The sequence below is a fragment of the Nocardiopsis rhodophaea genome (assembly GCF_039530945.1).
Lineage (GTDB): Bacteria > Actinomycetota > Actinomycetes > Streptosporangiales > Streptosporangiaceae > Nocardiopsis_C > Nocardiopsis_C rhodophaea.
Genome location: NZ_BAAAPC010000014.1, coordinates 26869 through 49496, shown reverse-complemented (window position 1 = coordinate 49496; position 22628 = coordinate 26869). Strand labels below are relative to the sequence as shown.

The 22628-nt window shown below is 70.2% G+C and carries 16 protein-coding genes; 7 read left to right on the top strand and 9 right to left on the bottom strand.

The genetic code is table 11. From position 1 onward, the window contains the following. Positions 1-307: 307 nt before the first annotated feature. The 4 genes from ABD259_RS16345 to ABD259_RS16330 all read right to left on the bottom strand — a co-directional run bounded on the left by ABD259_RS16345 (position 308) and on the right by ABD259_RS16330 (position 8859). Positions 308-1594: a TIGR02679 family protein gene (locus ABD259_RS16345; protein ID WP_344163576.1), complete on the bottom strand. Its 1287-nt coding sequence runs from the start codon at positions 1592-1594 to the stop codon at positions 308-310. Further along, complete coding sequence (locus tag ABD259_RS16340) at positions 1591-5877, bottom strand: TIGR02680 family protein (protein ID WP_344163573.1); 4287 nt, start codon at positions 5875-5877, stop codon at positions 1591-1593. Before ABD259_RS16340 ends, ABD259_RS16345 begins: the two co-directional genes overlap by 4 nt. A gap of 73 nt (positions 5878-5950) precedes the next feature. Next, the gene (locus ABD259_RS16335; RefSeq protein WP_344103459.1) at positions 5951-7207 is read right to left on the bottom strand and encodes a TIGR02678 family protein; all 1257 of its coding nucleotides are present in this window, start codon (positions 7205-7207) and stop codon (positions 5951-5953) included. Next, entirely contained in the window at positions 7204-8859 is a 1656-nt protein-coding gene (locus ABD259_RS16330; RefSeq protein ID WP_344163570.1) for a TIGR02677 family protein, read from the bottom strand. The genes ABD259_RS16335 and ABD259_RS16330 overlap by 4 nt, the downstream gene beginning before the upstream one ends. 345 nt (positions 8860-9204) lie before the next feature. Between ABD259_RS16330 and ABD259_RS16325 the strand changes: the two genes are divergently transcribed. Together ABD259_RS16325 and ABD259_RS16320 are read left to right on the top strand one after the other, a co-directional pair. Next, the gene (locus ABD259_RS16325) at positions 9205-9627 is read left to right on the top strand and encodes a hypothetical protein (RefSeq protein ID WP_344163567.1); all 423 of its coding nucleotides are present in this window, start codon (positions 9205-9207) and stop codon (positions 9625-9627) included. A 320-nt stretch (positions 9628-9947) separates the two neighbouring features. Further along, a complete protein-coding gene (locus ABD259_RS16320; protein ID WP_344163564.1) occupies positions 9948-10955 on the top strand; it encodes a cytochrome c oxidase assembly protein in 1008 nt (335 codons plus the stop codon). A 93-nt stretch (positions 10956-11048) separates the two neighbouring features. Here the strand turns inward: ABD259_RS16320 and ABD259_RS16315 are convergent, their stop codons facing one another. Together ABD259_RS16315 and ABD259_RS16310 are read right to left on the bottom strand one after the other, a co-directional pair. Next, entirely contained in the window at positions 11049-12299 is a 1251-nt protein-coding gene (locus tag ABD259_RS16315) for an Nramp family divalent metal transporter (RefSeq protein WP_344163561.1), read from the bottom strand. A gap of 402 nt (positions 12300-12701) precedes the next feature. After that, positions 12702-13403, bottom strand: coding sequence for a TetR/AcrR family transcriptional regulator (locus ABD259_RS16310; protein ID WP_344103451.1), 702 nt, complete (start codon positions 13401-13403; stop codon positions 12702-12704). A 107-nt stretch (positions 13404-13510) separates the two neighbouring features. Here ABD259_RS16310 and ABD259_RS16305 point away from each other — a divergent pair, with 107 nt between their 5' ends. Continuing rightward, positions 13511-14611: a phenylacetate--CoA ligase family protein gene (locus tag ABD259_RS16305; protein WP_344163558.1), complete on the top strand. Its 1101-nt coding sequence runs from the start codon at positions 13511-13513 to the stop codon at positions 14609-14611. Continuing rightward, complete coding sequence (locus ABD259_RS16300) at positions 14612-15982, top strand: aldehyde dehydrogenase family protein (RefSeq protein WP_344163555.1); 1371 nt, start codon at positions 14612-14614, stop codon at positions 15980-15982. A 117-nt stretch (positions 15983-16099) separates the two neighbouring features. On the opposite strand, the gene ABD259_RS16295 is transcribed toward ABD259_RS16300, so the two are convergent. Then, the gene (locus tag ABD259_RS16295; RefSeq protein WP_344163552.1) at positions 16100-17341 is read right to left on the bottom strand and encodes an MFS transporter; all 1242 of its coding nucleotides are present in this window, start codon (positions 17339-17341) and stop codon (positions 16100-16102) included. A gap of 167 nt (positions 17342-17508) precedes the next feature. Here ABD259_RS16295 and ABD259_RS16290 point away from each other — a divergent pair, with 167 nt between their 5' ends. Then, complete coding sequence (locus tag ABD259_RS16290) at positions 17509-17976, top strand: MarR family winged helix-turn-helix transcriptional regulator (RefSeq protein ID WP_344103442.1); 468 nt, start codon at positions 17509-17511, stop codon at positions 17974-17976. Between the two features lie 165 nt (positions 17977-18141). Here the strand turns inward: ABD259_RS16290 and ABD259_RS16285 are convergent, their stop codons facing one another. Together ABD259_RS16285 and ABD259_RS16280 are read right to left on the bottom strand one after the other, a co-directional pair. Next, the gene (locus tag ABD259_RS16285) at positions 18142-18564 is read right to left on the bottom strand and encodes a hypothetical protein (protein WP_344163549.1); all 423 of its coding nucleotides are present in this window, start codon (positions 18562-18564) and stop codon (positions 18142-18144) included. Between the two features lie 104 nt (positions 18565-18668). Next, a complete protein-coding gene (locus ABD259_RS16280; RefSeq protein WP_344163546.1) occupies positions 18669-19910 on the bottom strand; it encodes an epoxide hydrolase family protein in 1242 nt (413 codons plus the stop codon). 182 nt (positions 19911-20092) lie between these two features. Here ABD259_RS16280 and ABD259_RS16275 point away from each other — a divergent pair, with 182 nt between their 5' ends. Continuing rightward, positions 20093-21718, top strand: coding sequence for an OmpA family protein (locus ABD259_RS16275; RefSeq protein WP_344163543.1), 1626 nt, complete (start codon positions 20093-20095; stop codon positions 21716-21718). A 271-nt stretch (positions 21719-21989) separates the two neighbouring features. Continuing rightward, a complete protein-coding gene (locus tag ABD259_RS16270; RefSeq protein WP_344163540.1) occupies positions 21990-22457 on the top strand; it encodes a hypothetical protein in 468 nt (155 codons plus the stop codon). Positions 22458-22628: the final 171 nt, after the last annotated feature.

Below are 22628 nucleotides of genomic sequence, written 5' to 3'. Positions count from 1 at the left end.
GGGGGCAGCGGTCCTATGGGACTCCGGTCGAGGCACGCCGCGCCCCGGACGACGCAACTCGATCATCCTTTCGAATCCACGCCTACGATTCATCGTCCGCGGGGAGGATCCCATCCCCGCCGAGTGGCGCTCCCACTCCCGCCAAGTGGCGGGGTCGGAGGTGGCGGCCTGGTCTCAGCGCACCGCCCAAGCGGGGCCCCGACCGGCAGCGGGTGCCCGCCGGAGCGGCCAGACACCCATCTCGCAGCACAGGCCCCACAGACGGATCTGTCGTTTGTGCCCAAGGCGCGGGGAGGACGATGGGCGTTTAGCGGCGCAACGCGCTCAGGTCGTTGAGCAGGCGGTCGAGAACGGTCTCTTCCTCGATACGGACGCCGGTCTCGTGGAGGGCAGTGGCCAGCTCGGGGTCCCAGTCGGCCTGTGTGGGCGTGCCGGTCAATGGGCTGCCGTGGTTCGCGGTGGCAGCTACCTGGTAGTCGGCCGCGGAGAAGCGCCACGGGCGCCAAGGGACACGGCGGAGCAGGGTGTTGGCGATGCGGATGCCGCCCCAGTCGAAGTCGCCGTGGTAGCGGAGGTCGGCTCCGTTGTCCGCGAGGAGGCGGAGGAGTGCAACGGCCGCGGCGCTGGGTTGGCCTTGGGTGCAGACGAGGGGTGGGCAGGACGAGCCGAGGTGGTCGGCCACCGCGGCGACTACGGCCGGGTTTTCGCAGATGTGGACGAGGGTCCCACTGGGCAGAGGCCGGATCGGGTCGTTCGCGAGTTGGCGGAGGGTGAGTACCGCTGGCTGGCCTGCCTCGTGCAGGGCGGCCAGGGCGCGGCCAGTGGAGGTGGCTGTGTCGCCGGGGAAGCCAAGGGTCAGGGCGGTGGTCGACAGGTCGTCCTTCAGCAGGCCGACCGCGGCCCATGCCTCGCGCCGCCATTCGGCGCCGCTTCCCGCTGGTGTTCCCGTCAGCGCGCGGGCGGCTCCCAGGGCGAGGGTGGCCAGGGGGCGGCCGTCGTCGAGGGCGTGGGCGTCGCCGCAGACCCGGGCGGCGAAGGTGCCCAGGCCGACGCCCTCGGCGGGGAGCGCGGTGACGACCTCGGCGAGGACGGCCAGGTCAGGGGCGGCCGCCTGAGCGTCGCCGAGCAGGCGGCGGACCAGGCCCGAGGAGCGCGACTCCTGGTACCACGAGGCCAGTTCGGGGCGCGGCTCGCAGGCTTTGGCCAATGGGGTGAACGCCTGCTGCCATGCTCGTTCCTCGGCTTCTTCGGCTTCGGAGCGCACCTCGATCGGACCGGTCAGGGCTTCGACCGCCGCCACCAACCCGTCCGGGCTGATCCGGGACCGCCGCAGGACCTCGTCCACCGCGTCGAGGGAGACGCGCAGCGAGCGGCCCGGCTTCTGCTGTCGGCCCAGCAGCCGCTGGGCGGCGGCGCGCTGGTCGGGGGTGGCCGAGGTGAGCGTGACGACGCCGGCGGGCTCTTCTCCTCGCTCCAGGCGGAGGCGAACACGGTCCACCAGCCAGCGCAGGTCGGGGTGGCCCAGCAGCCGGTCGAGTCGTGCGTGGTCGATGTCAGCGGCCGGGGGACCGTTACCGGGGGTCGACCGCGTCATGGCCACAGCACCGCTTGGCTGTCATCGGGACTGCTGGGCGCGGGAGCTCCCTTGGCCCCGCCCACTACAGCGTCGAGTGACGATTCCGGGTCCTCGGCGCGCGTCCGGCGCCGACCGTCCCACTCCCACCGCGTGACGAGCACTGCCGCGATGTCGTCCACCCGCGACAGCTGGGCGATGGACAGTCCCGGAACCTCCGGGTAGCACCCCCACTCCCGCTCACTGGTCATGACCACATCGAGGTCGAAGGAGGCGAGCAGCCCCAGGCACTTGGCGCGGGCATCGTCGTCCACCCCGGCGAACGCCTCGTCGAGGGTGATCAGCCGGGGCGCGTGCGGGTTTCCCGCGCTGGCGTAGTGGGAGGACGCCGCAGCGAACAGCGGGACGGACATCGAGAGCACCCGCTCGCCGCCGGAAGCCGGTCCGGTCGCGGCGTGCCACCGCCCGTGCTGGTGGCGCTCCACGCCGAACTCGTGCCACGACCGGTAGTCGAGCGCCGCCGTGAGGTGTTCCAGCCAGGTGCCGCCGCTCTGGTCACCGGAGCGGACCCGGTCGATTTGGGCCTGCAGGAACTCCCCCATGGCTTCGCGGTCCTCCGGCGCCCACGCCTCCCGGTCCTGGCGCAGCCGCGCGGTGGCGGCCTCCAGCCCCGGCGGGGCGTTCTTCTTCGACGGGCGCCACACGAGCCGAAGCAGCATGCCGGTGCTGGTCGGGCGGTCGTTGAGCTCCGCGTTCATGGTGGCGACCTGCCGCTCCGCCGCGACGATGAGCTCTTGCAGCGTCCCGGCGACCTCGGTGATGAGGTGGTTCTCCAGGATCTCGCGTTCGCGGGCGGAGAGGATCCGCTTGCGCTCCTCCACCTCCCGGGCGAGCGCGTCGGCGAGCTCGGGCACCTCGCGCTCCCGCCCCTGGAAGACCACCCGCACGACCATGCCGTCCTCCAGTGACTGAGCGATGGCCTGGTGGCCGCGTTCGGAGAGGGTGTCGCGCAGGGTGTTCAACTCCTCCGACAGCCGCTTCTGCACCCGCTCCCAGGACTTGTCCGAGTCGTCTGTCCCGGCCAGGCGTCCGTCGATCGCGCGGGCCAGCTCGACGGCCGGTCGCGCCGCCCACTCCTCGTCCACCGGGGGTGTCTCCAGGTCGGGGAGGGCGACGCCGAGCAGCCCGGTGGCGGTAAATCGGCGCAGGGCGCTGATCGCCTCGGTGCGGGCCGCCGCAGCAGCGTCGATGTCGGTCCGCAGCTGGTCGATGCGGCCCTCCGCGCGTCCGCGCGCCTCGATCGCCGCGCTGTGGCTCTGCTGTGCCTCGTCCTGCAGATGCCGACACTCCCGCCGCTGGGCGTCGTTCTCCTCCAATCGCCGCTGGAGTTCGGCCACGGCGGCCCCGACGGTGGCGCGCAGGGTCTCGTGGTGCTCCTTGGCCGCGGCCTCCTCCTCACCCGCGATCGCGGCCCGCTCGGCCAGTTCGTGGGCGTGGTCCCGATACCGTTCGGCGTCGGCGCGACGCTGCTCCGCGTCGGCCAAGGCCTCGCGGCGCTCGCGCACCGAGGGCCAGAGCTCCGCCAGCGCGATCCGGTAGTCGACCAGCGCCGCGCGCAGGCGGCCCAGCGCTTCGGCCTCCGTGGGCAGGCGGAGGTCGTCGGCCTCCCGATGGAGCCGGTCCAGCGCCTGGCTCGCCTCCTGTGCGCACCGCGCCGCCGCGGCCGCCAGCTCGTCCCGGCGCGTGCGCATCCGGGCGAACTGCCGACGGGCCTCGGTGAGGCGGGCGTGTGCGGCGCGCAGGTCCTCGTCGCGGGGGAAGTCCGCGAGCTCACGCTTGAGGACACGGGTGCGTTCGGCGAGCCGGCCCAGTTCCGTGTCCGCGTCGGCGATCTGCGCGCCGAGGGCATCGAGCTCGGCCTCGACCTGGGCGATGCGTGCCCGGCGGGCCGCTTCGCGCGCGCCTTCTCCCAGGTATTCGGCGCGGTCCTTGGCCCACCGCCCGCGCAGCACGCCGACGCGGAAGGCCCCGGTGGTGGCCACCCAGGTCGGGACATCGTCACCTGGCCTGGTGCCATCCGATCCAGCCGCGGTGCCGACCGCACCCACGGCGGCCAGCACCCGCGCGACGGTCGCCTGCCCTACGGCCGACGCCCGGGGGTCGCCCGGGTCGATGGCCGGGTGCAGAAGCACGCTCAGCGACGTCCCGTTCACCGGGGCGTCCGGCGCGACGAGGACATCGTGGGTGTCGGCGTGCTCGACCGTTCCGTCCGGCGTCACCCAGGCGTCAAGGAGCCCCGACGCTTCCAGCGCGGCCTCCAATCCGGCGCGCCCCGGCTCGGAGATGTCGTCGTTGAAGTCGACCAGTTTCCACAGCGGCGCCCCGGGACGGTGGTCGCGAGCGGCGGGATCGCGCGTGTGCGGGAGGGGTGGGGCGGACTGTCCGCCCTCACGGAGCCGATTGAGTTCGGCGCGCAGTGCGTCGCGGGAGGAGGCGAGACTTGTGCGCTCGACGCGCAGCCGCGCGGCCGTGTCAGCGAGGACGCTCTCGACCTGGTGGGCCGCGTCTTCGGCCGCGGCGCGCGCCGGGTTCGGCCCATCCAGCCGGTCGGTCCATTCCTGGAGGAGGTCGAGGAGGCCTTCGGCGTCGTCCGGACGTAGTTCGGCGCAGAAGGCCAGGTGCTCCCGCACACTCGCGACAAGTCCGGCGGAGGCGTGCTCCAGTGCCTCGTCGGCAGCGGAGACCTGCTCCTCGTGCTCCGCGAGCTGTTCCTCGGTTTCGGTCAACCGCTCCTCTGCCGCGCCTCGGGCACGCTCCGCCTCTCGGTGCGCGTCGAGGAGCTCCTCGACGTGACGCACGGAGCGGTCGCGGCGGTCGGCGAGCGACTCCGCGGCTCGCCGGATCGCGTCCAGCCCCGTCGGCGACGGGGCAGTGTCGGTTCCGTCCTCGGAGGGGCGTTCGGCATCGGCCGGCAGGAGGGCGCGGACGCGTGCTTCGACCCCGGTGCCGTGGTCGTCCCCGATGCCGGCGGACTGCGCCCGTTCGCCAGCCGCGCGCAGTGCGCCGTCAAGCGCGGTGGCGGCAGTGGCGGCGCGCGTCTGCGCCGTGCTCACACCCTGTTCGACGCGGGTGAGCTCACCCGCGGCCCGCTGCGCGTCCCGGGCCGCCGACACCGTGCGCTCTTCTGCGCGCCGTGCGGTCTCGGCGGCCTGGTCCAGTTCGCGGGCGCTGCGCGCTTCGGGTCCGGCGCGCAGGGCCTCCTTTTCCGCGTCGAGCCGGACGCTTCGCTCGCGCTGCTCGGCGAGCTCGGCGTTGGCGGCCTCGACGGCGCGCTGCGCGTCCTCGCGTCGTTTCTCGGCGGCGCGCAGGTCCTCCCGGAGCCCCTCGTAGTCGGAGTTGCGCTCCCGGGGAGCGCGGGCGCGACGGTAGGCGGCCACCTGCGCGTAGGAGCGGTAGTGGGTGAGGAAGCGCGCGGCGGCCCGTTCGGCGTCGGCCATAGACTCCAGCTCGTCGCGTTCCTCGTCGAGGCTGCGGAACGCGTCGGCGGCGTCGGCCACGACCGCCTGGTCCATCGGCGGCAGCGCCTCGGTGAGCGCGCGGGACAGCGCCGCCTCGTCGGGCCGCTTGGACAGCTGCGGCTGGCGGAGCTGGATGAGCAGGTCGACCAGGGCCTTGTAGCGTTCCTCGCCCAGGCCGAAAAGCTCCTCGTCGACCGCTCGGCGGTAGTCGCGGGCGGTGTCGTAGAGGCGGCCCTCCTCGCCGAGTACTTCGATGAGGCGGTCGCGGGTCAGCGCGGTGCGGGCGGAGTTGACCAGCCGGAACCCCGATGGGTCCGCCATGTCGACGCGCTGGCGGGTGACGAAGAACCAGCTGCGCGCGATGCCCCGGCCGCTCACCGCCTTGAGGCCGCAACCGAGGGTGCGGAACTCCGGCGTGCCGGTCTCGGTGAGACGGCCGAACTCGATCCACGTGTAGCCGAGCCGCTCGGGGTGCGGGTGCTCCCCGCCAAGCAGCAGGTTCCACTCCATGCGCTTCTTGGGGTCGCCGTCCGGCTCCACGCGGCGCGCCGACAGGTCGCCGTCGAGCAGGAACGGCAGGGACAGCGCGAGGACCTTGGACTTTCCGGTGCCGTTGTTGCCGCGCAGCAGCAGCCGGCCGTCGCGGAACCAGAACTCCTCTGTTTCGTAATAGAACATGTCGACCAGGCCGATGCGCAGCGGCTGCCAGCGGTCCCGGCCGGGGCGCGGTAGGTGCTGCTCCGAGACCGGGGCGGCCTGGTCCGGCTCGTTCAGGGTCTCCGTCATCGCCCCTGCTCCTCATCGTTTCGCTGCGGCCCGTGCGTTGCGCCGCCGCGTTTCCGTGTGCGGTGCCGATACGTCATCGCTGGGTTCCCTGGGCCGGCTTGGCCGAGCGGACCACCGGCTCGCCGACGGCGTAGCGTGCCAGGGCCGGCAGCGGCGCGACCGTGGGTTCTCCGGTGACCGTGTCGGTGCCGTGCTCCGCCAGAGACAACGCCACGAGTTTCTCCACGGAGCGCGCGACGAGCTCGGTCTCGGCTCCGGGCTCCTTGGCCGACTTCTTCCAGTACGCGCCGTACGTCTGGGCGAGGTGGCGTACGTCGGCCTCCAGCCGGGCCACCGGCACGGGTTCGGTCACGTTGGCGGCCAGGCGCTCGGCCAGCAGCAGGGTGACGTGGCCGTGCGTCCCCTGCTCCGGCATCCGCACGTCGGTGAGGTCGTCGTCGGGGTCGACCATGGCGATGCCCTCGGCGCGTACTTCCGCGACCAGTCCGGTCAGTTCGGTGATCCGCGTTGTGATCGCGGCGCGCTGGCTCGTCAGATAGGCGGCCTCGGCGTCCGTCAGGGTGTCGTAATAGAGGACGGGATCGTCGAGCAGGCGGCGGGTGAGCGCGTGGCGCAGCGCCCGATTGCGCAGGTCCCCGCTGTCCATGGCGTCCAGGGCGGGATCGGTGGCCAGATCGTCCAGGCGCTGTTCGAAGTGCTCGGCCGTGATCATCGAGGGCCCGGTCCGGCCGGTGAGCAGCCCAGCCAGCACCCGGCGCCGCACGTCGTAGAGGACGTCGCCGGTGGCCCGGACGTAGTCGTCCTCGTCCCCGGCGACCCGGTCGAGAACGCCCAGCTCGATGAGGAGCCGCACGACCGCGACGAGGTCGGTCCGCTCGCCGCGTTCCTCAAGAGTGAAGGCGATGCCTGCCTCGGCGAGCGACGGTTCCTGGGCCTCGATCACGATGCCCTGGGCCAGTCGCCCCAGCGCGACCTGCGCCTCGGAGCGCTCCAGCACCGCCAGCGCCAGGCAGAAGAGCACGTAGCGGCGGCGGGTAAAAGCGAGCTTGGCCCCTCTGACTTCCCGGGCGGCGTGGGTGGCGACGTGCACGTCTCCGGGCGACTTGCGCAGGCGGGCGGTCTCGCTGTCGACCTGCAGGGCCCAGCCCGTGTTCCGGTCGAACCATTCCCTTAGCTCACGGGCGTGCTGGCGGACTAGGCGGAAGTCGTCGGCGGTGCGCCCCCTGCCCACCAGCAGCGGTGCGCGCAGCAGAGCGCGCGCTGCCCGGCGCACCTCGGCACGGCGCTGTTCGCGGTTGCGTTCCTCCAGCGGCGTGACGGTGGGGCTCATGGTCCGTTCCCTTCCCCATGGTCGAGCCTCGCCGCCGCACGCGCCTCGACATCGAGGATCTCAACGAGGTGGTCCGGCCCGCTGAACACACCGTGCGGCGTGCGGATTTCCGCGGTTCCCGCCCCGTCCAGGGCCCGCAGGCGGATCTCCATCCCGCCGTCGTTGCTGGTGGCGACGGTCTGCGTGATGCCGGGCCGCCACGTGGCCAAGGCGTCGCCGAGCAGGCCGAGGAAGAGCGCGAAGGCGGCGGGGTCGAGTTCACCGATGTCGGATAGCCGGATCGGGCCTCCCGTGTCAAGGCGGGCGCGGGCCGCGGCGATTTCTTCGGACTGCTTGCGCGCGATCTCCGCGAGGTGGCGGCGCTCCGCCGTGCGATCGGTGATCTTGTTGGGCTTGCCCTTGCGCTCGTACTGCCCGGTCTTGCGCAGTTGCGGACTGATGCGCAGCGGTTCGGCCTCGGACCACGGAGTGGAGGGCGGCACCGGTTCGGCGTGGCGGCGCTCCAGGGTTGTGGTGTCGATGGTGAGGTGGCGCGCCGGGTAGAGGCCGAAGGCCGCGCGCCACAGGCGGTGCCGGGAGGCGTCGTCGGGTGCGTCGGCGAACCAGCGCGCCAAAGCGCGGAAGTCGGCGGACCGGTCGGAGCGCCCGGAACGGCGTTCGTTGAGGGCGGAGACGACGGCTAGCAGCTGCGGGATGGCGCTTCGGGCGGCTGAGCGCAGCAACTTGGCCTGGGGCTCGTGTCCGGAAGAGCGGAGAAACCAGCCGCGCAGGCCGTCCCACTTGCCACGCCATGTGTCGAGGGCGGTGTCGAGGGCCCTGTTGTCCGTACCGACCGCAGGGTCCGTCGCATCGGGGGCACCCGGCGCGGCGTCCTCGGCATCGCGCTCCGCCGCGATACGCAGGAGCCGATCGATTGCCGGACCGCCTGTGGGGGCGGGCTGCTCCAGCTCGGTCAAAAGGCGGGTGATGGCGGATCCGGTGACGACCAGGTCGCGGATGAACCGTTCGAGGTAGTCGATCAGCCGGTCCTTGTAGGCGAGGAACACCGCCACGTCGGCGTCGTGCAGGTCGATGGTGCGCTGCAGCGACCCCATGAACGCGCGGGCGTTGTCCGCCAGGTCGCCGAACCGCCCGGCGAGGTCACGCAGGGCGAGGTGCACCACGGCGGGGTCCGGGGATGGCTGCCCGACGTGAGCGAGGAGTTCGCGCAGCCGCGCCTCGATGTCGGCCAGGGCGACGGCCTGGAGCGCGCCGCGCCGTCCAAGCCCGGCGTCGTAGGCGGCCAGTGCCTCCTCCACCGCCTCGCCTTCGCGGGTGAGCTGGTAGATGTAGCGGCGCCGGTAGAAGTCCTCGACGGCGGTGACCCGGGTGGTGTCGGGGTCGGGCCGTAGGTTGCCCCACTCGGTGAGGCGGTCGAGGGCCTCGACCACGGTTTCGCGTTCAGCGGGACGCTGCTCCTCCGGCAGGAGCCGGTGCACGTCCTCCGGCCGCAAGTGGACGGTGTAGCGCTCCTTCTCGCGCACGAACACGCCCATGACCGCCCGGTACAGGGGGGCGTTCGGGGCGGTGAGGTAACTGAACGGCCGGTGACGGGAGGACGGTCCCGGGCCGTCATCCGGAGCGGCCGCCTGAGGGGGGTCTGCGGCGGACATCACCACCTATTGTTACCTGATGCGGACGCCACGGCTCAAAGCTTTCTGAATGTCGCTCGTGTCTGTCCAGCGAATGCCCTGGCAGCGCAACACCAGAAAACATCGGGATCCTCGGTCACGGTCTCTACCCAGATGGCGGGACGCGGCACGGACATCCGACTCGGCGGCTACGACCTCGCACCCCCTCCGCCCACCCTTGGTTCCTCGCGTCCGGCGGCGGGCTTCGCCCGTGAGAAGGGGCACGCGGACCGACGGGCTGCCCTGTGTTTGGGCACCGCACAGCCATCGACGCACAGCCCCGGGGGCGGAGCGCCGACGTGCGGCGGCCCGGGTAGGGTACGACGCGTGATCGAGGCGACCAGTGCACGGCGACAGCGGATCCCCCTGCGGTTCCTCCTGCTGTCGCTGGTCGTGCTGGTCCATTTCCTCTGTTCGGTCTGCCATGCGGCCGCCGCCGTCCCCGATGATGCCGCCGCGGTGAGCGCGGCCCCGGTCGCCGCCACTTCGGTGGAACCGGCGACCGCCGCCGTGGCGCCGCACAACGCGGACGACACCGGAGCCTCCCCCCACGCCGCCGACGAGGACATGGGGGTCGATCAACGCCTGACAGCGCCGCAGGCGCTCCTCCTGGTGGCACTCGGCGTGGCCCTCGTCGTGGCGTTCCGGCTGGTGCCGCCGCAGGCGGGGTACCGTCTCCTCCGCCGCTTCCGTGCCGTGCCGCCCGTCGGGCCTCCCCTCCTGCTGTCGCTGTGCATCCAGCGGGTCTAGGGCGGATGCGGATCCGGCGCTGACGCGCGCCCTTCTCCGGTCCCTCTCCCTGTAATCCAACCTGCTTCTCGCCGTGTGGTCGGCTGCGCGCCGCGCCGCTGAGGGCTGCGCGCCGTGACCTTCTTACCGACCCGTGCCCCGGGGTTTCTGGCGATTACCGCGGCCATTTCCCCGGCGTTTCGGACCTACCGGAGGGCGCTGCGCTGAGCAGTCCCCAACCCCCTGTCGTACGCCCTACCGCCAGCGCCGGGCCCCGAGCACACGTCCCGTGCCGGGGCCCCTCGGCCTCGGCGATTGCCTCCGCACTCTTTGGAAGAACCATGAACGACGAAATGACGATGAACATGCACAACGGGATGTCGGGGCCCATGTGGATGCCGACCGCACCTCCCGACCTGGCGGGCCTGCTTGCCTGGCATCCCCAGCCCTATGCGCTCTTCCCCGTGCTGTGCGCCCTGCTCGCCGTCCTCTACGCGGTCGGCGTCCTCCGCCTGCGGCGGCGCGGGGTCCCCTGGCCGATCGGCCGGACCGTGAGCTGGGCGGTGGGGGTGGCCCTGGTCCTGTGGGTGACGGCCACCGGCATCGAGGGCTACGGCATGGCGCTGTTCAGCGTCCACATGTTCCAGCACATGATCCTGACCATGCTCGCCCCGGTCTTCCTACTCCTGGGCGCGCCCGTGACCCTGCTGCTGCGGACGCTGCCCACAGGAAAAGGTCGGCGGGGCGCACCGCGGCGCGCGCTGGTGTGGCTGCTGCACAGCCCGATCGCCAAGGTCGGCGCCCACCCGGCGTTCACCCTGGCGCTGTTCATCTTCAGCCTCTACGGCATCTACTTCACGCCGATCTTCGACGTCCTCATGAGCAGCGTGTGGGGGCACTACTTCATGCTGCTGCACTTCCTCATGACCGGGATCATCTACTTCGGCCCCGTACTGATGGTCGACCCCTGGCCCGGCTCCAAGAACCACCTGCTGCGCATCATGCTCATGATGTCCGGCCTGCCGTTTCACGCCTTCTTCGCGATCGCCGTGATGATGTCCGAGACACCGATCGCGCGGTTCTTCGCCTCCCCGCCTCCGTCGTGGAACGTCGACGTCATGGCCGACCAGCTCTGGGCGGGCGGCCTGACGTGGGTGTTCGGGGACATCCCCACCATCGTGGTGATGATCGCGCTCGCCATCACCTGGATGCGTTCCGACGACCGGCTCGCCCGCCGCACGGACCGCCAGGCCGATCGCGACGGCGACGCCGAGCTCAACGCTTACAACGCCTATCTTCAGCGACTTGCCGAGCACGAGGCCTCGGCCCGACCGGTCGGCAGCCGCTGAGGTCCGACCGATCCGAACGCTGTCGCCTCGCGGGTTCGCGGCCGTGGTCACCGCGGTGGCCGGGCGACGGGTACCCGCGGTTCGTGCTTCGCGTCAGCCCTGCCCGGTCGCGGTGAGGTAGATCAGCGCGATGTTGAGTGTCACCACGGCCGCCGCGATGACCACGGCCGCTGCGGTGATCCAGCGTCCGTTCGCGTGACGCCCCATGACGTCGCGCCGTGCCGTGAGCATGACCAGAGGGACCAGGGCAAACGGAATACCGAAGGACAACACCACCTGCGAGAGGACCAGGGCCCGGGTGGGGTCCATCCCCAGGGCCAGCACCGCCAAGGCGGGGATCAAGGTGATCAGTCTGCGGGCGATGAGGGGGACGCGTCGGCGCAGGAGGCCGTCCATCACCACCGCACCCGCATAGCAGCCGACAGCGGTGGAGGAGAAGCCCGAGGCGAGGAGCCCGATCGCGAAGAGCAGGCCGATGGCCGGCCCGAGGCTCGCGCTGACGGCGGCGTGCGCCCCCTCCAGGGACTCGCCGGTCTCGCTCCCCGGCAGAGCGCTCGCCGCCAGCAGCAGCATGCCGAGGTTGACCGCTCCGGCGAGCAGCATCGCGAGGCCGACGTCGTACTTATTGGCCGTCAGCAGCCGCTGCCGGAGCAGGCCCGTCTGCTGTCCGTGGCGGTCGCGCGCGAGGGCGGAGTGCACGTACACCGCGTGCGGCATCACGGTGGCGCCGAGCATTCCGGCCGCCAGGAGGACGCTCTCGGTGCCGGAAAACCGGGGGACCAGTCCGCCCAGGGTCCCAGCGGGAGATGGCGGCTGGACGACCAGCCCTGCCATGAACCCCAGCGCGATCACGGCCAGCAGCCCGGTGATGGCTCTCTCGAAGGGGCGCTGCCCGTACCGGTTCTGCAGCGCCAGCAGCGCCATCGAGACCGCTCCGGTGATCACTCCGCCGAGGAAGAGGGGAATGCCGAACAGGATGCGCAACGCGATCGCCCCGCCCAGCACCTCCGCCACATCAGTGGCCATGGCCACCAGTTCGGCCTGCCCCCAGAAGCCGAGGCGGGCCGTGCGCGGTAAGCGCTCGCGCAGAGCCTCGGGGAGGGACTGACCGGTCACCAGTCCGAGCTTGGCCGAAAGGTACTGCACGACAAACGCCATGAGGTTGGCCGCCACGATGACCCACACCAGCATGTAGCCGTAGGTCGCACCTGCGGCGATGTTCGTCGCGACGTTACCGGGGTCGACATAGGCGATCGCGGCGACGAACGCGGGACCGAGGAGGGAGATACCCGAACGCAGCCGTGTAGCGGTCGAAGGGGCGGCACGGGCCGCATGGTCGAGCATCCCCACGCTTCACCTCACAAGGCACGTCAATCTTTGATGTTTGTTCCGCCCAACTCAATAACATGTCGCCGCAAGCATGGGTAAACCGCCCCAATCCGTACGCACCAATGGCAGATCCGGACGGACGAGACAATCCGAACCCGCGGGCCTGCTCACCGAGTCCGCGAAACCGCGAGGCCAGGCGATCCCCGTGTCGCCTCGCGCATGCCGAACCATGAGCCGATAGCCCCGCGCGAACGTCCGCTGACCTGCGTGACGAGCACATCCCCGGAGGGACCGAGGCTGGACCGCGCTCGTAAGCGCCGGCTCCGGCGCTGCGGGGCGCTCGGACTCCGGCCGGAGGTGGAGACGTGGGCGCTTCAGTCCACCGTCACCATGACCGGCCGTAGCCATGACGCCACCTCATGAGGCAGCGATAGCCGGCCAGACCGCGTTCACGATCCGCTGGGGAAGATCCTGATCGAACTCGCCGGTGCGGAGGTAGGACTGGAAGAGGGTGCCGTGGAGCATGGTGGCGACTGTGTCGATGTCGAGGTCGGTGCGGAGTTCACCGCTCTCCTGGCCTCGGCGGAGGGCCGCTTCGATGAGGGCATGGCGGGGTTCGACGCCGTGTTCGCGCGCCATGGCGAGGAGTTCAGGGGTCTGGCGTCGTTCCGCCAGGGTCGCACAGATGATGTCGAATCCGCCGTCCGGGCTGGTCATCGCCTCGTTGAAGAGGCGCAGCAGGTCAACGATGTCGTCGAAGGCCGACCGGTCGGTGTCGGGTGGTGGGAGTAGCGGAGCGATGCGTGTAAAGGCATAGTCCAGAGCGGCCGTTACCAGCTCGATCTTGGTGGGCCATCGGCGGTAGATCGTCGGACGCGTGACCCCCGCGTCCGAGGCGATGTCGGCGATGCTCATCCTCGCGTAGCCGTCCAGTGCGAGGCGGTGCCGCACGGCTTTCAGGACCGCTTCCTCGATCGCCGGATTGCGGGGGCGGCCACGCCCGCGACCCGACCCCGTTTCCGTCTCCCGCTGACCAGAATCGTTGGTGCGCTCGACATGTGCTCGGCCGTCGGATACCAGGGCATCTCCTTCAGTCGGATTGGATCTTGCGCGGCTCATTTTCTTTACTTTCCATCATTGTAAATATATTCTCGGCTGTACATCGGCTCGCCCGCTCACTCGCCCGAGGAGCGAGGATGCGGACAGTCCGCGTCGAGAGGATGATCATGGCAGTCGCACACGAAGACATCCTGGATTTCCCGCTGGACCGGGTCCCGGACGCCACCGAGTTCATCGAAGCCGCGATGCACTGGCACTTCAGCCCCCAGACGGGTTCGCCCTACTGGCTGGAGCGGGCCAAAACGCTGGACTTCGATCCGATCCGCGACGTGCACACCTTCGATGACCTGCGCCTCTTCCCCAATGTCGTCGACGAGTTCCGCAACGTGCCCTTCGAGGATCTGATCCCCAAAGGCTACGGCGAGACCGCCACGGTCATCGGGGTCTACGAGAGCGGGGGCACGACCGGCAGCCCCAAGCGGCTGCCCTTTCTTGAGGAGTGGATGGCCCGCTCGGAGTCATGGCAGGAAGGCCACATGGACGCGCGCGGCCACAGACGCGGGATCAACTGGCTGGGCGTGGTGCCGACCGGCCCGCACATGTTCGGCTCGTGGACGCGGCGCATGGCGCTGCGGCGCGGGGGCGTGCCGTACTTCGTCGACCTCGACCCCCGCTGGGTGAAGAGGTGCATAGCCGACGGCCGGGCCGACGAGGCCGACCGCTACGCCGAACACCTCGTCGCCCAGGCTCGCGACGTGCTCGAAACGCAGACCATCGGATACCTCGTGACCACTCCCCCGCTGCTGGAGCGCCTGGTCCGAGACGATCACACCGCCAAGCTGATCAACGACAAGGTTGAAGTGGTCATGTGGGGCGGCGCGCACATGGACGCCGACACGCGGCACCTGCTCCGCACCGAAGTCCTCCCCGACGTCGACCTGTGGGGCAACTACGGCAGCACCATGATCCTCTCCGGCACCGTGGAGCGGGCGGGCCTCTCCGACGAGGACCTCTGCACCTTCGACACCTTCTCCCCGCACGTCACCTTCGCCGTCATCGACCCCGACACAGGGGACAGGGTGGCCTATGGCGAGCGGGGCCAGGTCGTCATGAACCACGTGAGCAAGGCGATGCTTCTCCCGAACAATCTGGAGCGCGACACCGCAATCCGCGTCGAGGCGCCGTCGGGCCACGTGGGCGACTCGGTCGCCGACGTCGCACCGGTCGCCACCTTCGACGACAAGCCCGTGATCGAAGGGGTGTACTAAATGAGCGAGCCGATCCAGCTCGACGCTCTTGGGCCCACCGGCCCTTACCGTGCCCGCAGCCGACTCACCGTCACCGACGTCGCCGGACAGCCCATAGCCGAGCTGAGCCAGGTCCCGCGGCTCTACGTGAACCGCACCATCGCCGCCCTGCGCAAGGGCCCCACGCTGTCGGCCGACCAGCGGGCCGCGGCGCTCGCCGAAGCGGGCCGCGCCTTCGCCTCCTCGACCATCGCCGGGATGTCCCTGGCGGAGTACGAGCACCAGGTCAGCCGCGTAGCCGGAATGCCGCTCGCGGGCGTGCGGGCCGCGACCCAGCGCACCGCCGAAGCGGCGGCCGAGGCCTACCGCTCGACGCGCTTCGCCCGCCCCGAGGGAGCGGTCGACGACTGGCGCGACCCCCTGACGCGCAGGGGCCGCGCGGTGTGGACCCGTCGCGGGGACGTCTTCGCGGTCCTCGCCCCCGCCAACCACCCCGGCGTCCACTCCCTGTGGCTGGAAGCGCTGGCCCTGGGCTACCGCGTCGTGGTGCGCCCGTCCCGGCGCGAGCCGTTCACCCCGTACCGCCTGGTTGCCGCCCTGCGGGAGACCGCTCTCGGCGAGGGCTCGGTGGCGCTGCTGCCGACCGACTACGCGGGTGCTGACGACATCGTCTCCGCGTCCGACCTGACCATGGTCTACGGCGGCGACGAGGTCGTGGAGAAGTACGCCGCCGACCCGACCGTGCTCCCGCAGGGGCCCGGCCGGTCGAAGATCCTGCTCAGCGGCGACGACTGGCGCTCCCACCTCGACACCGTCGTCGACTCGGTCGCCCTCCACGGGGGAACCGGCTGCATCAACACCACCGCCGTGTTCGTCGAGGGCGACCCGACACCGGTCGCCGCGGCGCTGGCCGAACGGCTGGGCTCCATCCCGTCGCGGCGCCCGGAAGCCGAGGACGCCGCGCTCCCCGTCCAGCCCGCCGACACCGCCGCGAACATCGAGAAGCACTTGTTCGACCGCGCTGCGGACGCCCGGACGGTGCTCGGCGGCGACGGCATCGCCGACGACCTCGGCGACGGCAGCGCCGCGCTGCGCCCCGCCGTCTTCCAGGTGGACAGCCCCGACGCCCCGCAGCTCGCCGTGGAACTCGGGTTCCCGTGCGTGTGGGTCGCTCCCTGGTCGGCGTCCGATGGGGTCGCGCCGTTGCGCAACACGCTGGTGCTCACGGCCATTGGCGCCTCCGAGGAGCTGGTCGACCAGCTGATCGAGGAGCCGACCATCAGCAACGTCTACCTCGGCGACAATCCCACCCATTGGCTCGCACCCGGAATCCCGCACGACCGCTATCTCGCGGAGTTCCTGATGCGCACCAAGGCCGTCATCCGCGACTGAGACGGGCCGTGTCCGCAGCAGCCACGGGGGGCGGTGCGGTCGCGCGTCGCCACGGCGGCGTCCGACCGCACCGCCCCCATTGGGCCGGCCTGTGCTCGCGGGTGCTGGAGCAGCGGTTCAGGGGGCGCCGTGGCTTCTCGGCGCCCCGGCCGCACCCGCACTCGCGAGCTCGTCCGTGGAGGTCGCGGCCGTCGCGACCGCGACCCGACGCGCGGCGTCGCGGCGGTCGAGCACGGCGGACAGGACCGCCAACAGCAGCGCCCCGGCGGGCAGCACGGCACCGGCCCAGTTGGGCGCGGTCAGGCCGAACCCCTGGGCGATGACGAATCCCCCGAGCCAGGCGCCGATCGCGTTCCCCAGGTTGAAGAACCCGATGTTCATCGCTGAGGCGAGGGTCGGGGCCTCGGCCGCCTTGTCCATAACCCGCTTCTGCAGCGGGGGCACCGTCGCGAAGCCGAAAGCACCGACGAGGAAGACGAGCACCGCGGACGCGATCGTGCTGTGGGCGCCCCAGGTGAAGGCGAGGAGCACGACGGCGAGCGCCGCCAGCGCGGTGTAGAGCATCGGCATGAGGGCCCTGTCGGCCAAGCGCCCGCCCAGGGAGTTGCCCACGACCATGCCCAGGCCGAACAGCATGAGCGGCCAGGTGACGCTGGATTCGGCGAACCCGGCGACCTCGACCATCATCGGTGCGATGTAAGTGATAGAGACGAAGACCCCGCCGAACCCCAGAACAGTCATCGCCATCGCGAGCAGCACCTGCGGGTTGGTGAAAGCCGCCAGCTCTGGGCGGATGCGCGCACCCTTCGGTGTGCTGCCGCGCGGAACGAGGGCCAGGATCCCGATCAGCCCGATCACCCCCAGCAGCGTGATGACCCCGTACGTGGCGCGCCAGCTGGCGGACTGGCCCAGCAGGGTCGCGGCGGGCACACCCACGACGTTGGCGATGGTCAGCCCGGTGAACATGAACGCGATCGCGCTGGCGCGCTTGTTCGGGGCCACCAGGTCGGCGGCGACCACGGCACCGATGCCGAAGAAGGCGCCGTGCGTGAGCGAGGTGATCACGCGGCCGACCAGAACCACGCCGAACGTTGGGGCGACGGAGGTGATCAGGTTGCCGACGACGAACAACACCATCAGCGCGGCCAGCATGCGCTTGCGTTCGACGCGGGTGCCAATGGCGGTGGTCAACGGCGCGCCGATGAACACGCCCATGGCGTAGACGGTGGCGACGTTGCCAGCAACGGAGATCGGGACGCCGAACTCGTCGGCGATGCCGGGGAGGACGCCGGTCACCACGAACTCCGTTGTGCCGATCCCGAAGGCGCCGATGGCCAGCGCCCAGAGTGCTAACGGCATGTGGAAAGCCCCTTCATTGTTGTCCACGCGGATAGCCCGCGTAGACAATACATGCACACGCGCGATACTTGCGAACGCGCTCTATTTCGGAAGCGACTACCCTGGTGCCGGCGGAGATGCCCGATAGCGGGGGCCACCCCGTCCCGATCACGTGCAGGAGGCTCGGCATGGACGACCCGGCGCCCAGCGACCACGCCATGACCCCCCGACCTGGCCTCGCCCAGCGGTGGTGCGCGCTGTCGCTGCTGCACGGCACCATCGATGCGCACATCGAACGGGCACTCCAGGCGCGCCACAACCTCAGCACGCGCGAATACTCGGTGCTGCTGGTGCTGAGCACCCACAACGGCGCGCGGATGCGCATGAGCGAGCTGTCCGAGGCGGTGGTCCTAAGCCAGAGCGCCACAACACGCCTGGTCAACCGTATGGAGGAGCGCGGCCTGCTCATGCGCGTGCTGTGCCCCGATGACCGGCGCGGCATCTACACGGCCATCACCGAGGACGGCCAGCGCCTCCTCGCCGAGGCGCGCCCGACCAACGACACGGCGCTCGCCGAAGCCCTCGACCTGGCGCGGCACAATCCGGAACTGGCTCCCTTGGTCGATGTACTGGAGCGCCGCCCCGAGAACGCGTAACCGGCGCACGGGGCGGGAAGCAGTGCTACGCCATCTCACGCGCCTGCCGCCTCCGCCATTCGACCGATTCACGGGTCATCGGCGCGCTTATACGGTAAACATCGCCGATACGCAGCCAGCTGGGCCTGCTGCGGATCGCCCAGTCTGGATGGGCGCTGATAAATGTCACAGCGACCAGGGACTCCGGCTGCCAGAACGTGCGGTCCTCACCGCCATACTCCGGAACCTCCACGAGGGGAACGCCGCGTTTCTCCAGAAGTCCCCGAAGTTTTCCGAACCGCAGCTTGGGGCTGAATCTCCCGTATTTTTCTCGAAGCCTTCGGTCAACATTCTTATTTCCGCCAGACGCGAGCCGGTGAACCTGCAGGCTGAAATGGCTACCGACCCACAGATGTTCGGGAGACTCACGGCCCCAAAAAACTCCGTGATCCCGTAGTCGCGCCACATGCTGTCCGTAAACGCGGAATTTTCGATGAAGTCATCACCGAGAACCGCCGCGACCTGCTCAGGAGAGTCACTTGGCTTCGCCCCGAGCACCGAACCCGAGGATACGACGTCGACATAGAAAGAAAGGGAATACGGGGTCAACTAAAAACTCCTCAAGCGCAGCACATGGGGATCATAGTGGGCACTCGGAAGTTATTCTCCGCCCACACCATGAATCAATTGTATAACCTCCTCAGCACTCGTCTTCACGAGCGCCTTCGAGGTCCACTGCCAGTGGAATGCACGCTTGCGCGGCAGCAGACCGACGGGATAGACGTACTGAGCTCAGTTGGCGAGCGAGGACCGCGGTACGCGCGGAAGGATTCCCGCAGGTCGTCGATGAACAGGTCCGGTTCCTCCATCGCGCCGAAATGGCCGCCCCGGTCGAATTCGGTCCAGCGGACGATGTTGTTGTTCCGCTCGGCGAGGCGACGGAACGGGAGATGGATGTCGTGCGGGAAGACCGCGACCGCGGTCGGAACCGACGATTCCGGTTCGAGCTCGCCCCAGGTCTCGACGCCCTCCTTGTAGTAACGGGCCGAGGAGCCCGCCGTGCCGGTGAGCCAGTAGAGCATCACGTTGGTCAGCATCGCGTCGCGGTCCACGGCGTCTTCGGGGACGTTGGTCGAGTCGGTCCAGGACTTGAATCCGTCCGCGATCCAGGCCAGTTGGGCGATGGGAGAATCGGTCAGCCCGTAGGAGATCAGCTGAGGTTTCGTGCTCTGTATGGCCGCGTAGCCGCTGAGTTCGTAGTCGTAGCGGTATCCCTTCTCGACGCTGCGCTTTTCCGCCTCGACCGAGAAGTCGGCGTTCTCCGGTGTGGCGCTGGCGGAGACGAGGAGGGTGAGGTGCAGCGCCGCGACATGCTCGGAGTCGATGAGCCCTAGCTCGCGCGAGACGAGCGCGCCGAAGTCGCCGCCGTGCGCGACGTAGCGTGGATAGCCCAGGCGGCGCATCAGCTCCGCCCACGCCCGCGCGACCCTGGCCACCGTCCACCCCGTCTCGCGGGTCGGCCCGGAGAGGGTGAAGCCCGGGGGTGACGGCGCCACCACGTGGAACGCGTCCGCAGGGTCGCCGCCGTGGGCGCGAGGGTCGGCCAACGGGCCGATCACCTCCAGGAACTCCACGATCGAGCCGGGCCAGCCGTGCGTCAAGACGAGCGGCAGCGCGTTCGGCTCCGGCGACCGGACGTGCACGAAGTGCACGTCGTGCCCGTCGATCTCGGTCGTGAACTGCGGCAGGGCGTTCAGCTTCCGCTCCTCGGCCCGCCAGTCGTACCGAGTGCGCCAGTAATCAGCCAGTTCACGCAGGTAGCCGACCGGGATCCCGTTGTCCCAGCCGACACCGGGCGGTTCCTCGGGCCACCGGGTGTTCTCCAAGCGGCGGTTCAGATCATCCAGGTCCGTCTGTGGGATATCGATATCGAACGGCACGATCGGTTGCTCCATGACGCTGACGCTAGGAAGCCTCACGGACACTTGGTGTCCGCGATCGGCCACCAATCCCGCTGGACTCAAAGATTCCTCGGCCGGTAACGTCACCAGGCTGTGTGAACGGCGCTCACCCACCAGCGCCGTTCCGCATTCCTCCGATCCCCCCATTTCCCCCACCTTTTGGAGTGCGACGACCCATGACCCGACACCTCACGCACCGGTCATCTCGTGGCCTGGGCAGCGTCCTCACCGCGGCCGCGCTACTGGCCAGCGGATGCAGTTTGGGCGGAGGCGGTGAGGACCCCGCTGACGGGCCGGGCGGCACGGACGATCCGAGTACGGCCCTGGAGTACTCCGACGGTCCGTTCGTCCGACGGGGAACCTTCGGGCAGCACATCGAGCGCAAGCTCGGGTTTGAGGTCGAGGCCGTCGAGCGGTACGACGACCGCACGGTCCTCCGGTTCATCACGACGGCGGCCGGGGAGGAGGACGAAGACACCCCCGACGCCTTCTCCGGGGGAATTCTGAGTAGGACCCCCGTGAACGTCTGGCTGGTGGACCCGGTGGGGCAGCGGCTGTATTACCCCGCGCGTGACGACGACGGTGACTTCATCGGGTCCGAGGAGTTGCCCTATACCGTCATCGCCGGCGCCGAGTACAAGATGGAGGCGCACTACCCGCGGCTGCCCGACGACGTCGAACGCATCACCGTCATCACCCCCGGCACCACCGGCCCCTTCACCGGCATCCCGGTCACCGACGCCGACGGCCCGCGAGACGTCCCCACCGAGGAGCCTCCGCACTACAGACATGTGGAGGAAGGCGACACGATCGTGCCGGTTGTGAACGACGCCGAGGTCTCGGACGACTACGGCTGGAACCTGTACGGCATTACCGAGGGCACCGCCGTCCAGAAGGATTCTTCGGCGACGGAGGAGAAGGTCGAGCTCAACGCCGACGTCCTCTTCGAGTTCGACAAGGCCGACCTGGCCGACGACGCCGAGGACGTGCTGAAGCAGGTCGTGGCCGAGACCCGCGAGCGCGCCGACCCCGACAAGCCGCCGATCACCATCGTCGGCCACACCGACGGCAAAGGCGACGACGACTACAACCAGAAGCTGTCGGAGGAGCGCGCCGAGACCGTGCACCAGTACCTCAAGGCCGAGCTCGGCTCCGCCTACGAGTACAAGACCGAGGGCCGCGGCAGCTCCGAGCCGATCGCCGACGAGGGCGGCAGCGATGACGAGGAGGCGCGCGCCCGCAACCGCCGCGTGGAGATCTCCTACAAGATCAAGGAGACCCGCGTGACCACCGAGCTCACCGAGACCGAGGAGAAGTCGGAGGATCAGGTCGACGGGGGCGCCATCGCCCCGCCGGCGCCCTTCCGGGAGGAGCGGGGCGAGGTCGTCGCCACCGCCACCGCGTCCATCGGCCGGGTCTCCTACGAGCTGGAAGTGCTGCCCTTCTTCCGCGACGGCGCCTACCTGGTGGCGAACCTGCGGATCACCAACACGTCCCCCGACACCGATCTCAGCGTCGTGTGGGACGGAGGGTTCAAAAACGACGACTACCACGGCGCTGACTTCGGCGCGTTCAGCGCCGTCGACCCGGAGACCGACATCGTCTACCGCGCCGTGCGCATCGGTGAGCAGGGCACACGGGACGACCGGCACTACCTGGAGGCGGCGGGCTACCCGTGGCTTAAGGGGCCCGGAACAACCAACGACGTGTCCCTGTACCTCCCGGCACCGCCGACCGGCGTCACCTCGGTGACCTTCGACGCCGGAGCCTTCGGAACGTTCGAGGACGTGCCGATCGAGTAGGTCCGCGGGCGTGCTCTCGCGGGGTCGGCGGTGCGGCTGTGGCCGCTGCCCCCGTGAGCGCGGGCGGGGAGCGGGAATCGTGGGTCAACAGGGCGGGACGGATTTAAAGTTCGTGCGGATCGCCGATGAAACGGCTGCGAACTGCACTAACACGTGGCGGCACGATGCCGCCAACGAGTGAACCGTGATCCTCGCGGTACCCGTCCGTTACTCGCTATGTAGGATGCGTGCCGTGCGAGTAATCGCAGCCTCACTTAGGCGACACGGCCTCGTGGCCGTTGCGCTCCTGTTTGCCGTCCTGCTCCACATGGTGTGCTCCGCCGCGCACCCCGCGGTGGCTGCTGCGGATGTGTCGGCGTCCGCTCCTCAGGCGCCCGCCCTGTCTGCTGTCGCGGCCCCGGCCCCGGCCCCGGATCCTTCCCCGGCCGCAGCGCTCGCCGCGTCATCAGCAGTGAGCGCGCAGATGGCCGACGCCACCGGCTCCGGTATCGCTGTGCTCATCGGCGCTCACTCGGTCGGCGAGGTCCATGAGTGCACCAATGCCATGGACGGGGGCACTGATCAGCGCGGCTCGTCGCCGAGCACGCTGTCGCTCCTGCTCGCCGTGGGCTTCGCCGTCCTCGTCGGGTTGTGGACGCCCCCTGTCCTGGGGCAGAGCCGGCGTCCCCACCGCGAGCAGCGCCCGCGGCGGCGCAATGCCGCACGTCTGCTGCTCACACTCTGCGTGTGGCGGGTCTAGAGGACCAGAGGTGCGAGAGGGGCCTGGGGGCTGCCTGACGGCTGTATGACGGCCGACGGCTCGCTCGCCCCAAGTTCCCCTCCCGGCGTGAAACCGCCGACACCACGGGACCGGCTCGGTCCCTCTCGTGCGCAGAAGTTCGTACTCCCTTCTCCGCACCCCTGATCTCCG

Coding starts and splice junctions, on each gene's coding strand:
- ABD259_RS16345 (WP_344163576.1), bottom strand. CDS start 1,594: ATGACGCGGTCGACCCCCGGTAACGGTCCCCCGGCCGCTGACATCGAC.
- ABD259_RS16340 (WP_344163573.1), bottom strand. CDS start 5,877: ATGACGGAGACCCTGAACGAGCCGGACCAGGCCGCCCCGGTCTCGGAG.
- ABD259_RS16335 (WP_344103459.1), bottom strand. CDS start 7,207: ATGAGCCCCACCGTCACGCCGCTGGAGGAACGCAACCGCGAACAGCGC.
- ABD259_RS16330 (WP_344163570.1), bottom strand. CDS start 8,859: ATGTCCGCCGCAGACCCCCCTCAGGCGGCCGCTCCGGATGACGGCCCG.
- ABD259_RS16320 (WP_344163564.1), top strand. CDS start 9,948: ATGAACGACGAAATGACGATGAACATGCACAACGGGATGTCGGGGCCC.
- ABD259_RS16315 (WP_344163561.1), bottom strand. CDS start 12,299: ATGCTCGACCATGCGGCCCGTGCCGCCCCTTCGACCGCTACACGGCTG.
- ABD259_RS16310 (WP_344103451.1), bottom strand. CDS start 13,403: ATGAGCCGCGCAAGATCCAATCCGACTGAAGGAGATGCCCTGGTATCC.
- ABD259_RS16305 (WP_344163558.1), top strand. CDS start 13,511: ATGGCAGTCGCACACGAAGACATCCTGGATTTCCCGCTGGACCGGGTC.
- ABD259_RS16300 (WP_344163555.1), top strand. CDS start 14,612: ATGAGCGAGCCGATCCAGCTCGACGCTCTTGGGCCCACCGGCCCTTAC.
- ABD259_RS16295 (WP_344163552.1), bottom strand. CDS start 17,341: ATGCCGTTAGCACTCTGGGCGCTGGCCATCGGCGCCTTCGGGATCGGC.
- ABD259_RS16290 (WP_344103442.1), top strand. CDS start 17,509: ATGGACGACCCGGCGCCCAGCGACCACGCCATGACCCCCCGACCTGGC.
- ABD259_RS16280 (WP_344163546.1), bottom strand. CDS start 19,910: ATGGAGCAACCGATCGTGCCGTTCGATATCGATATCCCACAGACGGAC.
- ABD259_RS16275 (WP_344163543.1), top strand. CDS start 20,093: ATGACCCGACACCTCACGCACCGGTCATCTCGTGGCCTGGGCAGCGTC.